14 protein-coding genes are annotated in these 16,287 nt (G+C 49.2%); 4 read left to right on the top strand and 10 right to left on the bottom strand.

Annotated elements, in window-relative coordinates; translation table 11 throughout:
* Positions 1-16: 16 nt before the first annotated feature.
* The 4 genes from yaaA to EXY25_RS08735 all read right to left on the bottom strand — a co-directional run bounded on the left by yaaA (position 17) and on the right by EXY25_RS08735 (position 4,702).
* Complete coding sequence (yaaA, locus tag EXY25_RS08750; protein WP_130566458.1) at positions 17-790, bottom strand: peroxide stress protein YaaA; 774 nt, start codon at positions 788-790, stop codon at positions 17-19.
* Between the two features lie 249 nt (positions 791-1,039).
* A complete protein-coding gene (locus EXY25_RS08745) occupies positions 1,040-2,461 on the bottom strand; it encodes an alanine/glycine:cation symporter family protein (RefSeq protein WP_130566457.1) in 1,422 nt (473 codons plus the stop codon).
* A 41-nt stretch (positions 2,462-2,502) separates the two neighbouring features.
* Positions 2,503-3,024 (bottom strand): O-acetyl-ADP-ribose deacetylase, encoded by a 522-nt coding sequence (locus EXY25_RS08740; RefSeq protein WP_130566456.1) that lies wholly within the window; start codon positions 3,022-3,024, stop codon positions 2,503-2,505.
* Between the two features lie 43 nt (positions 3,025-3,067).
* A complete protein-coding gene (locus EXY25_RS08735) occupies positions 3,068-4,702 on the bottom strand; it encodes a response regulator (RefSeq protein ID WP_114337246.1) in 1,635 nt (544 codons plus the stop codon).
* Between the two features lie 234 nt (positions 4,703-4,936).
* On the opposite strand from EXY25_RS08735, the gene tal reads away from it, so the two are divergent.
* Entirely contained in the window at positions 4,937-5,890 is a 954-nt protein-coding gene (gene tal / locus EXY25_RS08730) for a transaldolase (RefSeq protein WP_130566455.1), read from the top strand.
* An 80-nt stretch (positions 5,891-5,970) separates the two neighbouring features.
* Here the strand turns inward: tal and pgi are convergent, their stop codons facing one another.
* Positions 5,971-7,620 (bottom strand): glucose-6-phosphate isomerase, encoded by a 1,650-nt coding sequence (gene pgi, locus EXY25_RS08725; protein WP_114337244.1) that lies wholly within the window; start codon positions 7,618-7,620, stop codon positions 5,971-5,973.
* Between the two features lie 418 nt (positions 7,621-8,038).
* Between pgi and EXY25_RS08720 the strand changes: the two genes are divergently transcribed.
* A complete protein-coding gene (locus tag EXY25_RS08720; RefSeq protein ID WP_114337243.1) occupies positions 8,039-8,212 on the top strand; it encodes a DUF3545 family protein in 174 nt (57 codons plus the stop codon).
* 66 nt (positions 8,213-8,278) lie between these two features.
* On the opposite strand, the gene EXY25_RS08715 is transcribed toward EXY25_RS08720, so the two are convergent.
* Complete coding sequence (locus tag EXY25_RS08715) at positions 8,279-8,872, bottom strand: hemerythrin domain-containing protein (RefSeq protein WP_130566454.1); 594 nt, start codon at positions 8,870-8,872, stop codon at positions 8,279-8,281.
* A 264-nt stretch (positions 8,873-9,136) separates the two neighbouring features.
* Positions 9,137-9,811 (bottom strand): uracil-DNA glycosylase, encoded by a 675-nt coding sequence (gene ung, locus EXY25_RS08710; protein WP_130566453.1) that lies wholly within the window; start codon positions 9,809-9,811, stop codon positions 9,137-9,139.
* Between the two features lie 153 nt (positions 9,812-9,964).
* Between ung and nfo the strand changes: the two genes are divergently transcribed.
* Both nfo and grcA read left to right on the top strand, forming a co-directional pair.
* Positions 9,965-10,816: a deoxyribonuclease IV gene (gene nfo / locus EXY25_RS08705; RefSeq protein ID WP_130566452.1), complete on the top strand. Its 852-nt coding sequence runs from the start codon at positions 9,965-9,967 to the stop codon at positions 10,814-10,816.
* Between the two features lie 112 nt (positions 10,817-10,928).
* Positions 10,929-11,312, top strand: a complete 384-nt coding sequence (grcA, locus tag EXY25_RS08700; protein WP_130566451.1) for an autonomous glycyl radical cofactor GrcA — start codon at positions 10,929-10,931, stop codon at positions 11,310-11,312.
* A 197-nt stretch (positions 11,313-11,509) separates the two neighbouring features.
* On the opposite strand, the gene thrC is transcribed toward grcA, so the two are convergent.
* The 3 genes from thrC to thrA are packed head-to-tail and all read right to left on the bottom strand — an operon-like array spanning position 11,510 to position 16,215.
* The gene (gene thrC / locus EXY25_RS08695; RefSeq protein ID WP_130566450.1) at positions 11,510-12,787 is read right to left on the bottom strand and encodes a threonine synthase; all 1,278 of its coding nucleotides are present in this window, start codon (positions 12,785-12,787) and stop codon (positions 11,510-11,512) included.
* Positions 12,784-13,746 carry a homoserine kinase gene (gene thrB, locus EXY25_RS08690; protein WP_130566449.1) on the bottom strand — a complete coding sequence of 321 codons (963 nt, stop codon included), beginning with the start codon at positions 13,744-13,746 and terminating at the stop codon, positions 12,784-12,786. Before thrB ends, thrC begins: the two co-directional genes overlap by 4 nt.
* A 3-nt stretch (positions 13,747-13,749) precedes the next feature.
* Positions 13,750-16,215, bottom strand: coding sequence for a bifunctional aspartate kinase/homoserine dehydrogenase I (gene thrA, locus EXY25_RS08685; RefSeq protein ID WP_130566448.1), 2,466 nt, complete (start codon positions 16,213-16,215; stop codon positions 13,750-13,752).
* Positions 16,216-16,287: the final 72 nt, after the last annotated feature.

Below are 16,287 nucleotides of genomic sequence, written 5' to 3'. Positions count from 1 at the left end.
AAGATGAACGGCTTGCCTAAGTGTGATCGCGTTTAAATACCCACTGATACTCTGTCGAATCAGGGCCGGAAAAGTAGTACCCGCCCTCACCAAACAACTTCAGCTGTTCCGGATCCTGAATGCGATTTTGCATGATATAACGCGCCATCATGCCGCGGGCTTTTTTCGCATAAAAGCTAATCACCTTGTATTGACCATTTTTCAGATCTTTAAACACCGGCGTCACCACAAAGGCTTTCAGCGGTTTCAGCTTCACCGATTTAAAGTACTCGTTAGAGGCGAGATTAATCAGCACTCTATCGTTTTGAGCCGACAAAGCCTTGCTGAGCTGCTCAGTGATAATGTTGCCCCAGAACTGATACAGGTTATTGCCTCTGGCGGTATCTAACTTGGTCCCCATCTCTAGGCGATAGGGCTGCATCAGATCAAGCGGTTTTAGTAAGCCATATAAACCCGATAAGATACGCAGGTGATCTTGTGCCCAAGCAATATCATCATCACTGAAACTGGTGGCATCCATCCCATCATAAACATCCCCTTTAAACGCTAACAGGGCTTGCTTTGCATTCTGTGGGGTGAAGTCAGGCTGCCACTCCTGAAAGCGAGCTGCATTCAATCCTGCCAATTTATCGCTAATTTTCATCAACGAGCCGATTTGATCTGGTGTCAGATCTCGGCAGCGCTGGATAAGCTCTTGCGAGTGTTCCAGTAGTTCAGGTTGTGAATAGTAATCAGTGATTGGCGGGGTTTCATAATCCAGCGTTTTAGCTGGCGAGATAACAGCAAGCATCAGGCGTTCCAGCGCAAGAAATCAGGCTTTGACTATATCATAGCGGTCAGACGCGCCAACCCTTTTATAGACGCAAGGAGCGACTATTTAACACCACGATGACTGCTTTCTGTCTACTCTCTATTCAGCCCTTAACCCAAATGTCAGCCATTAAAAAAGGAGGCTCATTGCCCCCTTTTAATCTCATCGCTCTTTTATCTCGTCACGTTTATTCCATCCCGACTCAGTGCCATCGAAGCGATAAATAAACTAACTTTTGTTTTCCCACACCCCTGGAGCGATCTGTTTATCCAGCTCAGGGAACTGTTTACGGTCAAACGTTGGCACCTTGCCTTCGCGCTGTTGTTGATGGTAATCCCGCGCCAAGGTGACCACGACCTTCGATAACAGCAAGATCGCGACCAAGTTAATAATCGCCATCAAGCCCATACTGGTATCCGCCAGACTCCACACCAGGTCGCTTTGTGCCAAGGCGCCAAACACCACCATGCCTAGCACGAACAACCGGAACAAGTTCAAACCGGCAAGGTGTTTATGCTCAAGAAACACCAAATTACTTTCAGCATAGGCATAGTTTGCCACGATCGAGGTAAAGGCAAAAAACAGCAAAGCGACGGCAACAAAACCCGCCCCCCAGTTACCAACCAACGAAGAGAGTGCCAGCTGGGTCAACTGCACACCACTCACACCATCGGCACCTGAGGTATCGGCAATCAAAATCACCGCTGCGGTCGCCGTGCATATCACCAGCGTATCGATAAACACCCCTAACATCTGCACATAACCCTGAGATGCCGGATGCGGAGGATAAGGCTCTGCACTGGCCGCCGCATTAGGTGCGCTACCCATACCGGCCTCATTGGAGAACAAGCCGCGCTTGATACCGTTCATCATCGCTGCCATCACGGTATACCCCAATGCCCCGGCACCCGCTTCATGCCAGCCAAATGCACTACCTATGATGTTGCTAAGCACCCGTGGCATTTGATCAATATTAAACAGCACAACACCAAAGGCGATAATGATATAAGCCAACGCCATCACCGGAACGACCAACTCGGCAAACCGAGCGATAGTGCGCATGCCGCCAAAGACAATGAAACCCGCCAAAACAACCATCACCCCCGCACTGACGATTCGAGGCACCTCAAATGCTTGCTCCATCGCCTTGCTAATCTCGTGGGCTTGCACGGCGTTAAATACCAAACCAAAGCAGAGGATCAACGCGATGGCGAATAGTATTCCCATCCACCGCTTACCCAAGCCGGCTTCCATATAGTAGGCAGGACCACCACGATAAAGCCCCTGATCATCTTCCACCTTATAGACCTGAGCTAACGTCGATTCCGCAAAACTGGTGGCCATCCCAATCAATGCAATCAACCACATCCAAAAAACAGCCCCCGGGCCACCAGCAATGATCGCCGTCGCGACGCCGGCTAAGTTACCCGTACCGACACGGGCTGCCAAACTCGTACATAACGCCTGAAATGATGAGATACCGTGGCTGCTGCTCTTGCGTGAATGACGTAAAACGGTAAAGGTATGACCAAAGTGGCGAAACTGAATAAACCCTAAACGCACGGTAAAGAAAATACCTGTTCCGAGTAACAGATAGATCAACAGGTTTCCCCACAACACGCCATTAATAAGGTTAATAAAATCCAGCATTTTTCCTCCATCAGCCACGGACTGATAATAAATGATCTAACTTATTCTGCGCCGCAGTCTGCCAGAACCCGGCTCATCACTTGCTGATCGTTGTCAGCAAAGGCAACCAGAAACACTTTTTCTGGCAAGCCTGCGCCTTGTCGGCGGCACTGCTCAATGGTTTGGATCGCCACCAGAGTTGCTTGCGCCAACGGATATCCATAGATGCCACAACTGATGGCAGGGAAAGCAACGCTCTGCAGTCGGTGTTCGGCCGCCAATGCCATCGCTTGCCGATAGGTGCTGGCTAACAGTTCAGCTTCACCTCGCGTGCCGCCATGCCAAACCGGGCCAACGCAATGAATGATATAGCTAGCAGGCAAGTTAAAACCAGGGGTGATCTTAGCGTCACCAGCAGCGCAACCACCCAACCGACGACATACGGCCAGCAATTCAGGCCCTGCGGCACGATGAATAGCGCCATCAACGCCACCGCCCCCCAACAAACTGGGATTAGCGGCATTGACTATGGCATCAACGGTAAGCTTGGTGATATCTCCAGAGACTATCTGTATTGGAAGCATGGTGGCTTTGTTTACGGAAGGGAATATAGCAAAGCGTAGCAGGTTAGCGCGGAGAACTAAGGACGCTCTCTAACTCCTTCTTGATAGCGTCATAGCGCTTGGCGTTATGCTCAGTCAAAGGCGATTGTTCAATCACAGATTTACAGCGCTTCCCTAGCGCCAAAACTTGTAGCCGAGAGAGCTTTGACGACCAGGCTTTGCTTAAGGCTTGTGCTAAGTTCAGCGCCAAACTGGCGCTGTGAGGCATCATATCAAATGCCTCGATGAAGCAATCCAATGCTTCGCCATACGCACCAATCTGATAGAGCTCCATGCCATCACTATTGAGCTGACGGATCTTGTCATTGAATACCCGCTGCCGCTGTGACTCTCGCTCAACAATCACCCCGAGCGTAGCCGCAGACAGTTCATCATCGGACTTCATCTGCGCTATCTGCGACATCACCTCTTCCGCTTGCTCTGGCTCCCCAGCCCCAAACAAGGCTTTGGCCTTATCCAACTGATCTTCAATATTGTGTAAAGGCTCTGCAATAAGCTGCGGATCCAGCAACACACGAGCGGTTTCGATATCGCCTTTCAACACACTGATACGGGAATTCAAAATCTGATTTTGCGAATCAAGCAACTCACTGTTGAAGCGGCGGCAGGTATCACGTAGCACCTCCTGTGCGCGATTCACACAACGCACAGCCACTAAATCATTACTCTCGATCGCCAGATCGACCAGGCAACGGGCGTAATTAAGGTGATGAAGTGGTGTTTCGTGCACCGAATGCCGGATCCCTTCAACAATTTTCTTATGCGCTTTAACCGCCATCTCTAGCTGATCATTCGCCATCGCTAAATGGGCAATGGCACGTTGACGTTCAATGTTTCTCGGCGAGAGTTTACTGGCTTCGACAAAAAACTCCTGTGCTGCTTCCAGCTGCTTCGCCCTGATAGCTACCCGTCCAAGCCAATCAAACGATTCCACCCGCACTTCGGCTCGCTCTAATAAAGCCTCAAACATCAATTTAGCTTCGCGGATCTGGCCTAAATGAAAGCGCGTGATCGCTAAGCCCAGCATCGCCCAAGGGTGGTCTCGTTCACTCAGCACTTCCGCATACAGGTCAAACGCCCGCTGATAGTGGCCTAATTTAACCAACAGCTCACCGCGCATGCGCATGGCAAAGAGCTTATGCTCTGGCACATTTTTCACAGCAAGGTAGCACTGCTCTGCTGCATCTTCGAGGTTCTCATCACGCAGCGCTTGGTAAACTGAAGCTAATGAATGCTTTTTGATAAATGCACGGGCAAGGCGGCGCCCTAAACTGACGTAGCTAAACGGTTTAATCAGGTAATCATCAGGTTGTAGTTCGATCACCCCATGTACCACCTGGCGGCGATTTTCAGCACTGATCAGAATAAACAGACTTTCCGGCTGGATCAGCGCCCGTTGCTTCAGCTCTTCAAACAACTGATAACCGTCTTTGCCATCACCGAGATTGTAATCGCACAAGACAATATCAAACGGACGGGTTTCACACAGTGCCAGGGCACGCTCACCATTAGCGGCGGTTTGAATATCTTCACAGCCCAAGGTTTGTAGCATCCCTTTGATGGCTGTACGGATTGGTGCGCAGTCATCTACCACCAACAAACGCTGGCGTTTATAAAACTGGTTTGCTACTGCACTCATGCATCCCCATCAATGGCACAACTCAAGCCATTTAAAGCGTAAACGCCCAGGTAATTTAGCATCACCTGATTCTAATCATCCGCCGACAAGTCTATCCAGTTAATCAGATTAACGACACCGATATCATCACACCTTTGTCAAAGGATAAGCATCGGCTATAGTAAGCCTCCGGATGCAGGAGCAACCGGCAGAATAACAATATGAGAAGCTAACGAACAACATTCAGGGAATACCATGGCGAATACACTGCAACAACTCAAAACCATGACCACAGTGGTCGCGGATACCGGTGATATAGACGCGATCGCCCGCAGCCAGCCGCAAGACGCCACCACGAATCCATCATTACTGCTGAAAGCCGTACAGAGCCCTGATTACCAGCCCTATATCGATGATGCTATTGCCTGGGCCAAAGCCCAAAGCACAGATACCACTCAGCAACTGATTGATGCCAGTGACAAGCTCTCCGTCAATGTTGGCCTGGAGATCCTAAAACTGGTACCCGGCCGTATTTCAACGGAAGTGGATGCCCGCCTCTCTTTTGATACTGAGGCAACGCTGGAGAAAGCGCGCAAGTTGATCAAGCTGTACAACGCAGCCGGAATTAGCAATGACCGTATTCTGATTAAGATCGCCGCTACCTGGGAGGGGATCTGTGCCGCCAAGCAGTTGGAGCTGGAAGGGATTAATTGTAACCTGACACTACTATTTAGCTTTGCTCAAGCCCGAGCATGTGCTGAAGCGGGTGCCTTTCTTATCTCGCCTTTTGTTGGCCGTATCCTCGACTGGTATAAAGCGAATACGGACAAGAAAGAGTACAGCGCTGCTGAAGATCCTGGCGTGCAGTCTGTCACCGCCATTTATGACTATTACAAACAACATGGTTATCAAACCGTGGTGATGGGAGCCAGCTTTCGCAACAGTGGCGAGATCATTGAACTGGCCGGATGCGATCGACTGACGATCAGTCCAGGACTACTAGAAGAGTTAAGCCAAGCCAACACAAGCATCGTGCGGAAGCTAAATTCCCCAACCCAACTTAAGCCAAAACCTGCGCCGCTGACTGAAGCGGAGTTTCGCTGGCAGCTCAACCAAGATGCCATGGCTACTGAGAAGCTGGCCGAAGGGATCCGTAACTTTGCCGCAGACCAACTGAAGCTAGAAGCCATTTTGGACAAACAGCTATAGCAGCCTTAGCTCGCTTTCCTCTACTGCAAACACAAAAAAGGCCGCAAATGCGGCCTTTTTTCTAGCAATCATCGCGCTAACTATTTCGCCATCGCTTTATAAGCGTTGATCAAACCGTTAGTAGAGCTGTCATGGCTGCTTACTGCATCATCGTTAGTCAGTTCAGGCAGGATCTGGTTAGCTAGCTGCTTACCAAGCTCTACGCCCCACTGGTCAAAGCTGAAGATATTCCAGATAACGCCTTGGGCAAAAATCTTGTGCTCGTAGAACGCAAGTAATTGACCCAGGGTACGTGCGTCTAACTGTTTAAACAGCATGCTGTTAGTTGGACGGTTACCCAAGAACACTTTATGCGGTGCCAATTCAGCGATCTCAGCGTCGGATTTGCCTGCCGCTTTCAACTCAGCTTCCACGGTGGCACGATCTTTACCAAACGCCAACGCTTCAGTTTGCGCAAAGAAGTTAGCCAACAGCTTCGGATGATGATCACCAATCGGATTGTGGCTCACGGCTGGTGCCAGAAAATCACAAGGGATAAGTTTGGTGCCCTGGTGGATCAGCTGGTAAAACGCATGCTGACCATTGGTACCCGGCTCACCCCAAATAATTGGGCCAGTTTGATAATCTACCGCTTCACCATCACGGGTAACATACTTGCCGTTACTTTCCATGTTGCCCTGCTGGAAGTACGCAGAAAAGCGATGCATGTACTGGTCATAAGGCAAAATAGCTTCACTATCGGCACCAAAGAAGTTGCCATACCAAAGACCAACTAGCGCCATCAGTACAGGCACATTTTTGTCCATCTCTGCGGTAGCAAAATGTTGGTCAACATCGTGAGCGCCTTGAAGCAACTGTTCGAAGTTGTCGTAACCAACGGTCAACGCAATGGATAGGCCAATCGCTGACCACAAGGAGTAACGACCACCAACCCAGTCCCAAAACTCAAACATATTGGCGCTATCGATACCGAACGCTTCTACTGACTTCTGGTTGGTAGACAAAGCAGCGAAGTGCTTAGCGACATGCGCTTCATCACCGGCTGCCTTCAAGAACCAATCGCGCGCACTGTGGGCGTTGGTCATGGTTTCTTGAGTAGTAAATGTCTTCGATGCAATCAAGAAAAGGGTCGTTTCTGGATCCACTTTCTTTAATGTTTCAACAATATGAGTGCCGTCGACGTTGGAAACAAAGTGTGGCGTGATCCCTTTCCAATATGGCTTAAGCGCTTCAGTCACCATCACCGGGCCAAGATCTGAACCGCCGATGCCGATATTAACCACATCAGTGATCGCCTTACCGGTATACCCTTTCCACTCACCTGAATGCACTTTCTCGCAGAAAGCTTTCATCTTCGCCAGCTCTTTATTCACGGCTGGCATGACATCTTCGCCATCAACTAATACTGGTGTATTGCTGCGGTTACGCAGGGCGACGTGCAGTACTGCACGCCCTTCCGTGGCATTGATCTCATCGCCGGCAAACATCTTGTCGATCGCATCTTTCAGCTCTGTTTGCTCAGCTAACGCCAACAACTTGGTCAGCGTCTCTTCGGTAAGCAAATTCTTCGAATAGTCGAAAAGGATGTCGTGAAATTGTAGTGAAAATTTGTCAAAACGAGCCGCATCATTTGCAAACAAGGCTGCAATGTCAGTTTTCTTCATCTGCTCAGCGTGGTCGCTAAGCGCCTTCCATGCTGCGGTTTGAGTCGGGTTTATTGCCTGAAGCATAGGTGCTCCTTTCCAGTGAAAGTCTTGAGATCAGTTCCGGTCACGCACGCCATAGGCGAGCGCATTCAATTCATTCGGGCTAACAAGTGTTGCGCGAGGGCAAGTCGCTATCAATATAGCTTGTCACTGAGTTTGTGCTAGCGAACCCAATGGTGCCCTTAGCTCCCCAAAAACCTTGTTCTAAGGAGACGGTGAAAGATAACACAACTGACGAAGAACGGAATTGATCGTTGTTAAACAACAAAGTGGCGCACAAAGCACAGAGGCGTTAGGCATTCAGAGATAAACAACGGGATCTGACAAGTGAAAATAACCAAAGAAAGTGTGACGCAATAACAAAAGCGCAACATCATCGTTTTATTTTTAACCTGGTTATGATATCACCGTAATTGCCAACAATATAAAACCGGAGGTAAGCATGGAGCGTTTAGCATTAGAAGTTGCCGGACAAGAGCGCGGGCCTAAGGGGAGCAGACAAAAAAAACGTAAATGGCGTGAAATCGAATCTATTCAAGAGCGTTTCAGGTTAAAGAAAGAGTTGCAAGATATTGATTGGGCACATGATTTAGAGTTAGATGACTTAGAAATATAAAAAAAGCCCCGGATTCTGTCCGGGGCTTTTTATTTCATCCAAATTGCTTAATATCAGGCGATAAGCCTAAACGCTAACACACTCATTTCGGGTCTGTAGACGCTTGGCTAGATCTTTGTATTGCTCTGCTACTTGTTGTCCAAACAAAGGATCAAGGCGCTGGGCCGTCGCTTTCGCCTCTTCAAAAGTAGTTCCTGGGCATACCGGGAATTTGTCTGCTACCGCCTGCCAATCATCTTTAGTCATCACCGCTGCTAGTTCTGGCAGAATATGTTGCTCTTCATAATCCATATGCGCTTGTTGCATCGCGATAAACTCGCCGAGCTTATCGGCGAATTGATCCAGAGGAATGACGCAATCATTGAGGATCATATCAAGCATGGTGCGCAGTTCATCAGTATTCAATTCCAGCTTTTTATGCTCAACCGACAACTTATTCCCTTCACTGCTCTGTTGGCATTTATGGGTGAGGTAGTAGTCATAGACCACGTCTTCCACTTTATGGTGATACTTGTCAGCGTACTCCTGCATGTAATCCACCACATCCCGGATCAGGCTGTAATTGACTTCTCCCTTCTCTACCAATGCGGCATGACGCTCTCTCAGCAACTGGATTAGTATTGCCAAGTTCTTATGGTCATTGTGTATTAGTTCGAGCATAGGACCTCTCCCGATGGTCTAAATGGTTGATTTATATAAGCCATGAGTTAAAAGCTGAACAACCAGTATAAGCAGCTCATCCCCACGAGGTGAGTACCTGTTATAAAATTGTGACCGACATCTGAGTCATATGTTCCCATCATAGCCCGAGGAAAGTGACACATTTTTGACCAAAACTAATAGAACTCATTGAATAGGCAGACGTTCTAGCGATCTGCTTCACAAAATATTCATTTCGGCCATGAATCCCCTATCTCTACCCCACTACACCTGCCACTGAATGGGGTCTTTACCGAGAGCGACAAGGCGGTCATTGGCCTGAGAAAAATGGCCACAACCAAAAAATCCCCGGTGAGCAGACAGTGGTGATGGATGCGGCGCCTCAAGTACGGTATGACGTTGGCGATCAATCATCCGGCCTTTCTTCTGGGCATGCGCCCCCCACAACATGAAAACGATGTCTTGCTGATGCTGATTAATTTTAGCGATCACTGCATCGGTAAATGTCTCCCAGCCGAACTTGGCATGGGAGTGAGCCTTTCCAGCTTCCACCGTCAGCACAGTATTAAGCAACAACACCCCTTGCTCAGCCCACGGGCGAAGATTGCCATGTGTTGGGATCTGAAAACCCGAAACATCATTGGCCAACTCTTTATAGATATTCTTTAACGAAGGGGGCGGAGTAACCCCTTGTTGCACAGAAAAACAGAGGCCATGAGCTTGATCTGGGCCGTGGTATGGATCCTGCCCCAAGATCACCACCTTTAATTGTTCTAGTCCAGTCGCTTGAAAGGCTTCGAAAACTTGCTCATGAGGTGGATAGACAGTAACACCAGATCGCCGAGCTTGCTCTACCGCCTCCAAGGTCTGCTGAAAATAGGCCTGCTGTTTCTCTTGTTCGATTAACTCCTGCCAGCTCGCGAAACCCACGTTAGTCATCCTAATATTTGAATTTGTGTGCCAGAGTAACCAAGCCAAAGCGATGCAACAACACCAATCAGCACCTAACAATCCCGCTGACAGCCGCTTGTTTGTCTAAGCAAGGAGGTTACACTGTCGCTCAATCATTATCAGAACCTAGAGAAGCTCGCCATGAAGTTTATTGGTGCCCATGTTAGTGCCTCTGGCGGCGTACAAAACGCCCCCCTCAACGCCGAAAAAATTGGTGCGAACGCATTCGCCCTATTTACCAAAAATCAGCGCCGCTGGGACGCCAAACCGCTAGAGCAGAAAAACATTGAGCAGTTCCAACTCAACTGCGACAAAGCCAACATCAAAAGTGATCAGATCCTGCCCCATGACAGCTATTTAATAAATCTGGGCCATCCTGAAACTGACGGGCTGGAACGAAGCCGAAATGCGTTTATTGACGAAATGCAGCGCTGTGAACAGCTTGGGCTGTCACTACTGAACTTTCATCCCGGCAGCCACTTGAAGAAGATCACCGTCTCTGAATGTCTGAGCCGCATTGCTGAATCGATCAATATCGCTCTAGATCAGACGCAAGGCGTCTGCGCCGTGATCGAAAATACCGCAGGCCAAGGCAGCAATCTTGGCCATAGCTTTGAACAGTTGGCCGAAATTATCGCGCAGGTAGAAGATAAATCTCGCGTCGGTATCTGTCTCGATACCTGCCACAGCTTTGCTGCGGGCTATGACTTAACCAGTCATGAAGCTTGTGAAAAAACATTTCAACAGTTTGAACAGGTCGTTGGCTTCCAGTACTTGCGCGCTATGCACCTCAATGACTCCAAGAACCCGCTAGGCAGCCGTGTTGACCGCCACCATAGTCTGGGCATGGGCACCATAGGTAACGCTGTATGGGAGTACATCATGCCAGATACTCGCTTTGATAATATTCCGTTAGTCTTGGAAACCATTGATGAAACGCTGTGGCCGGCAGAGATCCAGTATCTACGCAGCCTGATAAAAAAAGCTGCATAACACCCTGATCCAGCGCTTTCATTGCGCTGGATCAATTTTCAGATACCTCTTTCGTGATACAAATCAATTCAGAATTTGAAATCCTTTTTTTAACTCTTTTGAGGGTAATATTATGACTATCGGTATCCAAATCACTAAAGCCGACAACGACGCCTTGATCAACTCTTTCTGGTTGTTGGATGAAGCAGCAAGCGAAGCACGCTGCCTGTGCGTAAAAGATGACCTGTACGCCGAAGACGAAGTGGTAGCCCTATCTAAGCTAGGCAACATCGAGTACAAAGAAGTGGCGATGGAAATGGCAGCACCTAAAGTTGAAGGTGGCCAGCACTTGAACGTAAACGTACTAAGCCGTGAAACACTGGAAGATGCGATTGCAAACCCAGAGAACTACCCACAGCTGACTATCCGTGTATCTGGTTACGCAGTGCGCTTCAACTCACTGACACCTGAACAGCAGCGTGACGTGATCACTCGTACTTTTACCGAAAGCCTGTAACACCTAGGTCAACGTCCACCGACCTAAGTTACCTGTTTGAAAAAAACCGCCAGCAGGCGGTTTTTTTGTAGCTTGAAACTGCCTTAGTGCCAGTGAGGTCACTGATCAGAATGATTGTAGGCGTCAGCTATCCCCATTAAAAAAGGCAGCCTTGATTGGCTGCCTTTTGCTGAACTATCACTAAAGCGAAGTTAGCACTACAAACTCATCAGCTTTGCGCGAACCAAGCTGAAATCAGCAGCAATAGTCTCTGATAACAATGGTTTCTCTGCGGCGTCAGCCAGTGGCTTAGGTAGTGGCAAATCCATAGACAGTGCTTCATCGACACTCTCTTTGAACTTAGCTGGATGGGCAGTACACAGGAACAGGCCATATTCTCCTTCCTGCAGTTGCTCATTCAGCACATGATAAGCAATCGCGCCATGGGGCTCGCACAAATATCCTTCGGCGTTCATCGCCTGCAGGGTGCTTACCGTCGTGGCGTCATCAATAGCACCATAACCTAATTGGTCCAAGCCCCAACCTTTCACCTTGCACAGCTCTTCAATGCGTGGCCAGTTATTTGGCGCACTCACGTCCATGGCGTTGGCCAGAGTCGGGATAGTTTCTTTTGGCGCCCACTCACCCGTTTGCAGATAGCGAGGTACCGTATCGTTAACGTTGGTCGCGGCAATAAAGCGCTTCACCGGTAATCCCATCGCTTTGCCTAACAGGCCAGCAGTCAAATTACCGAAATTGCCGCTAGGCACCGAGATCACCAGATTATCTCTTGCCTCTTTTGGCATCTGCGCCACGGCTTCAAAGTAGTAACAGATCTGCGCCATCAAACGGCTGATATTGATAGAGTTGGCAGAGTTCAGGCCAACAGCTTCACGCAATTCAACATCATCAAAGGCTTGCTTCACCATCGTTTGGCAATCATCGAAAGTCCCTTCAACGGCCAAGGTATGGATGTTGTCACCTAGGGTACAGAACAGCGCTTCTTGCAGCTTACTGATCTTACCTTTCGGATACATCACCAACACATCGATATTATCGATGCCATGGAAAGCATGCGCCACAGCAGCACCAGTATCGCCTGAGGTAGCAGTTAAGATGGTGATCTTCTGGCCGCCACCGAACTCACGCAGGCACTGAGCCATAAAGCGGCCACCAAAATCTTTAAATGCTAACGTTGGGCCATGGAACAACTCCAACGCTGAGATTTTATCAGTCACTTTTTTAACTGGCGCGGGAAAATGGAACGCCCGGCCAAGCATGCCTTCTAATGCTTCATCTGACAGTTCTTCGCCAATCAATGCGCTAAGGATCACCTTACTACGGCTCACTAGGTCCATCGCCAACAGCTCATCGATATTGTCGAAGAAAGGTAAGTCAGCTGGAAAGAACAGACCTTGGTTACGGCCTAAGCCTTGTCTTACTGCTTGTTGAAAACTAACCTGCTCAGAATGGTCTTTGATGTTGTACAAGTTCATGCTGTTTCCTCCAGAACCCGGGTACCCAGGGTGTCGATCTGGCAGACATGACTGAAGCCACGATCGTTTTGAATAAAGTTAGCTTGCATCCACTGATGCATCTGTTCGGCTTTTTCTTTTGAATCGGTAATCACAAACACGCTAGGGCCTGATCCTGAGATACCCACCGCCAAAGCGCCATCTGCCATCATCTGTTCCCGCATAGCATCAAAGCCAGGGATAAGCTGTTTGCGATAAGGCTCTGCCACCACATCACGAATCGATTCGGCAGCCAGCTGGCCATCACCACGATATAACGCGTGGATAAAAGTACCCAAGTAACGGCCATGATCGATGATATCGGCACGGCTATAATGATTTGGCAAAATAGAACGAGCTTCAGCAGTCGAAATAGAAATACCAGGATAAGCAGAGACAAAATACCAATCTTCAATCACAGGTAAGCTTTCACTGATCCTGCCATCTCGTTCCAGCATCAGCTGGATGCCACCTAAGTAGCATGGCGCGACATTATCATAGTGGATAGATCCGCTAATCTGGCCTTCCAGCTCACCCATCATCGCCAGCAGCTGCGCTTCAGAAAATGGCTTACCGTAATGCTCATTCAACGCATAAAACGCTGCGACAATAGAGCTGGCACTGGAGCCTAAACCGCTGCCGATGGGCAGGTGCTTTTCCAGCACCATACTCACAGCAACTTCATCGGTACGCCCCATATCGGCCATCGCTTTACGAAAGGCCAAGTAGCAATCGTAGATAATGTTTTGCTTGGGATCCGCCGGTAGTTTGTCAACGAAGCGCCCCACGCATTGCAGAGAAAAATCTCCCGTGGTGCTGCTCTCAATGCTGACGCTGTCCCCTAGCAGGGAGCCATCTATTGGCGATAAGGCCGCCCCTAAAATGTCAAAACCAACGCTTAGATTACCGATAGAGGCCGGTGCATATACATTCAAGCCCATGGCTTAATGCTCCTGTTTCCATGGCAGCGTTCGCAGCACGTCAGAGAACACTCCGGCTGCGGTTACTGCGGCGCCTGCGCCATAGCCGCGAAGGACAAATGGCAGAGGCTGATAATACTCACTGTAAAACGCCAGGGCGTTTTCACCGTCCTTAATGCTGAATAGTGGATGTTCAGGCCCAACCGCTTCAATACCACAACGGCAATTGCCCTCTTCATCAATGGTACCGGCATAACGCAACACTTTGCCTTCATCTTTCAGCTTGGCTAACCAATCGCTAAAGAACGCATCGGCATCTTTAGTACGTGCCATAAAGCTTTCGACATCACCGCTTTGGTCAAAACCAGGCGGTAACGCAGGCTGCACATCAATATCTTCCAGATCGAGTTCCAGACCAACTTCACGCGCCAAAATAAGCAGCTTACGCGCAACATCAGTGCCGGAAAGGTCATCGCGGGCATCCGGCTCGGTAAAGCCATTCTCACGGGCGATAGCGGTGGCTTCTGAGAACGCCATGCCATCGTCCAGTTTGCCGAAGATGTAAGACAGTGAACCCGATAAGATACCGCCAAAGCTTAACAACTGGTCACCTGCATTAAGCAAGCCTTTGAGGTTATCAATCACAGGTAAACCTGCACCAACGTTAGTGTCATAGAGGAACTGACGTTTGCTTTGCAATGCAGCCTGACGCAATGCGCGGTAGTAGTTCATTCCACCCGTATTGGCTTTCTTATTCGCTGTCACCACGTGGAATCCAGCTTGCAAGTAAGCCAGATAGTCGTCGGACAAAGACTGACTGCTAGTGCAATCGATCAATACTGGATTAATCAGGTTATTTTCTTTGATGAAACGCTGCAATTCATCCAGTGTAAATGGCGTTTTCTCCTGTTCGGCAACCGCCTGCTTCCAGCTATCTAACGCCAATCCTTCAGGGGATAAGGTCAAGCCTTTGCTATTGGCGATACCACAGATACGTAAACCGATGTTTTGCTGACGTAAACGCTCCTGCTGACGCTGCACCTGGTTGAGCAGTTCACCGCCCACCGTGCCACACCCCACCAAGAAGGCGTCAATATAATGCAGCGTGTCGAAAAAGTTCTCGTGACAGGCGCGGATCGCATGATTACAGCGTTCATCATTGATGACTGCTGACACAGAACGCTCTGACGAGCCCTGAGCAATGGCTGCAACATTCACATTGGCTTGTGCTAACGCGCGGAAGAATTTAGCGGCAACACCACTGTACTTCTTCATCTCGTCACCAACCAGAGAGACGATGGCCAAGCCATCAAGCATCTCAATAGGATCCAGCAGTTTGTTTTCAAGTTCCAGATAGAACTCATCTTGCAAGACCTGCCGTGCCAGCTCCGCTTCACTGCTATGGATACAGAAGCTGATGCTGTACTCAGAGGAAGACTGGGTGATTAAGGTAATAGACACACCGGCCTGACTAATGGTTGCAAATACACGGGCGGCCATACCCACCATGCCTTTCATACCAGGACCAGAGACACTCACCATGGTCATGCCACTCAGATTCGAAATCGCCTTAACTTGCAAGCCTTCGCTGTCACTTTGCGCACTGATCAAGGTGCCTTCAGCAGCAGGGTTATGGGTGTTTTTGATTAAACAAGGGATATGGAACTGGGCAATGGGTGCGATCGTTTTAGGGTGTAGTACCTTGGCACCAAAATAGGACAGTTCCATCGCCTCTTGGTAGCTAAGGCTTTTTAACAGCTTGGCATCGGGCACCAGGCGCGGATCACAGCTGTATACGCCATCCACATCAGTCCAAATTTCACAGCATGATGCTTTCAGACAAGCAGCCAGTACAGCAGCAGAATAATCCGAACCATTACGCCCCAGCGTAACAATTTCGCCGGCATCATTACCCGCGGTAAAGCCCGGCATCACCAATACGGCATCAGTCGGTAAAGACACTTTGTCAAAACGTGCGGAAGACTGTTCAATATCAACCATCGAAGAGAGGTAGTCGCCCACGCCAACAAACTTCTGCACAGGGTCAATGCCTTCAGCGTTCAAACCCTTCGCTTTAATCAGCTCAATCATGGTGGCGACACTCATACGTTCGCCTTTCACCAAGATCTGCGCTTGAATGTTATCCGGGCACTGCTTCAATAAACTGACGCCACGCAACAGCTCCTTCATCTGCCCCATCTCCTGATGCAGCTTTTGCAGTAGCTGATCGGCAGCGAACCCAGGGAACTCCTCATTCAGGGTGTTAATCAGGTTGGTAAAGGTCGACTCAATACATTCGATGTGCTGTTGGGCATCAACGCCCTGAGATGTCGTTTGTACTGCAGCCACCAGTGCGTTAGTAACTCCTGATGGCGCCGACAACACCAATGCGACCTGCTCTGACTTGAACTTGTCGGCGACTATCGCAGCCACTTGCTGGAAGCGACTGGCTGTTGCCAGTGACGTGCCACCAAACTTAAGTACTCGCATTTCCTACCTCGCCCTTACATTCCTGAAAAATAAAAAGCCCGCGACCTTTTGGGTCCCGGGCTGTGATTCTGT

It is taken from the genome of Corallincola spongiicola (assembly GCF_004284785.1).
GTDB classification, from domain to species: Bacteria; Pseudomonadota; Gammaproteobacteria; order Enterobacterales; family Neiellaceae; genus Corallincola; species Corallincola holothuriorum.
Note: the sequence above shows the minus strand (reverse complement) of the source record. Positions and strands in the feature narration are given on the sequence as shown.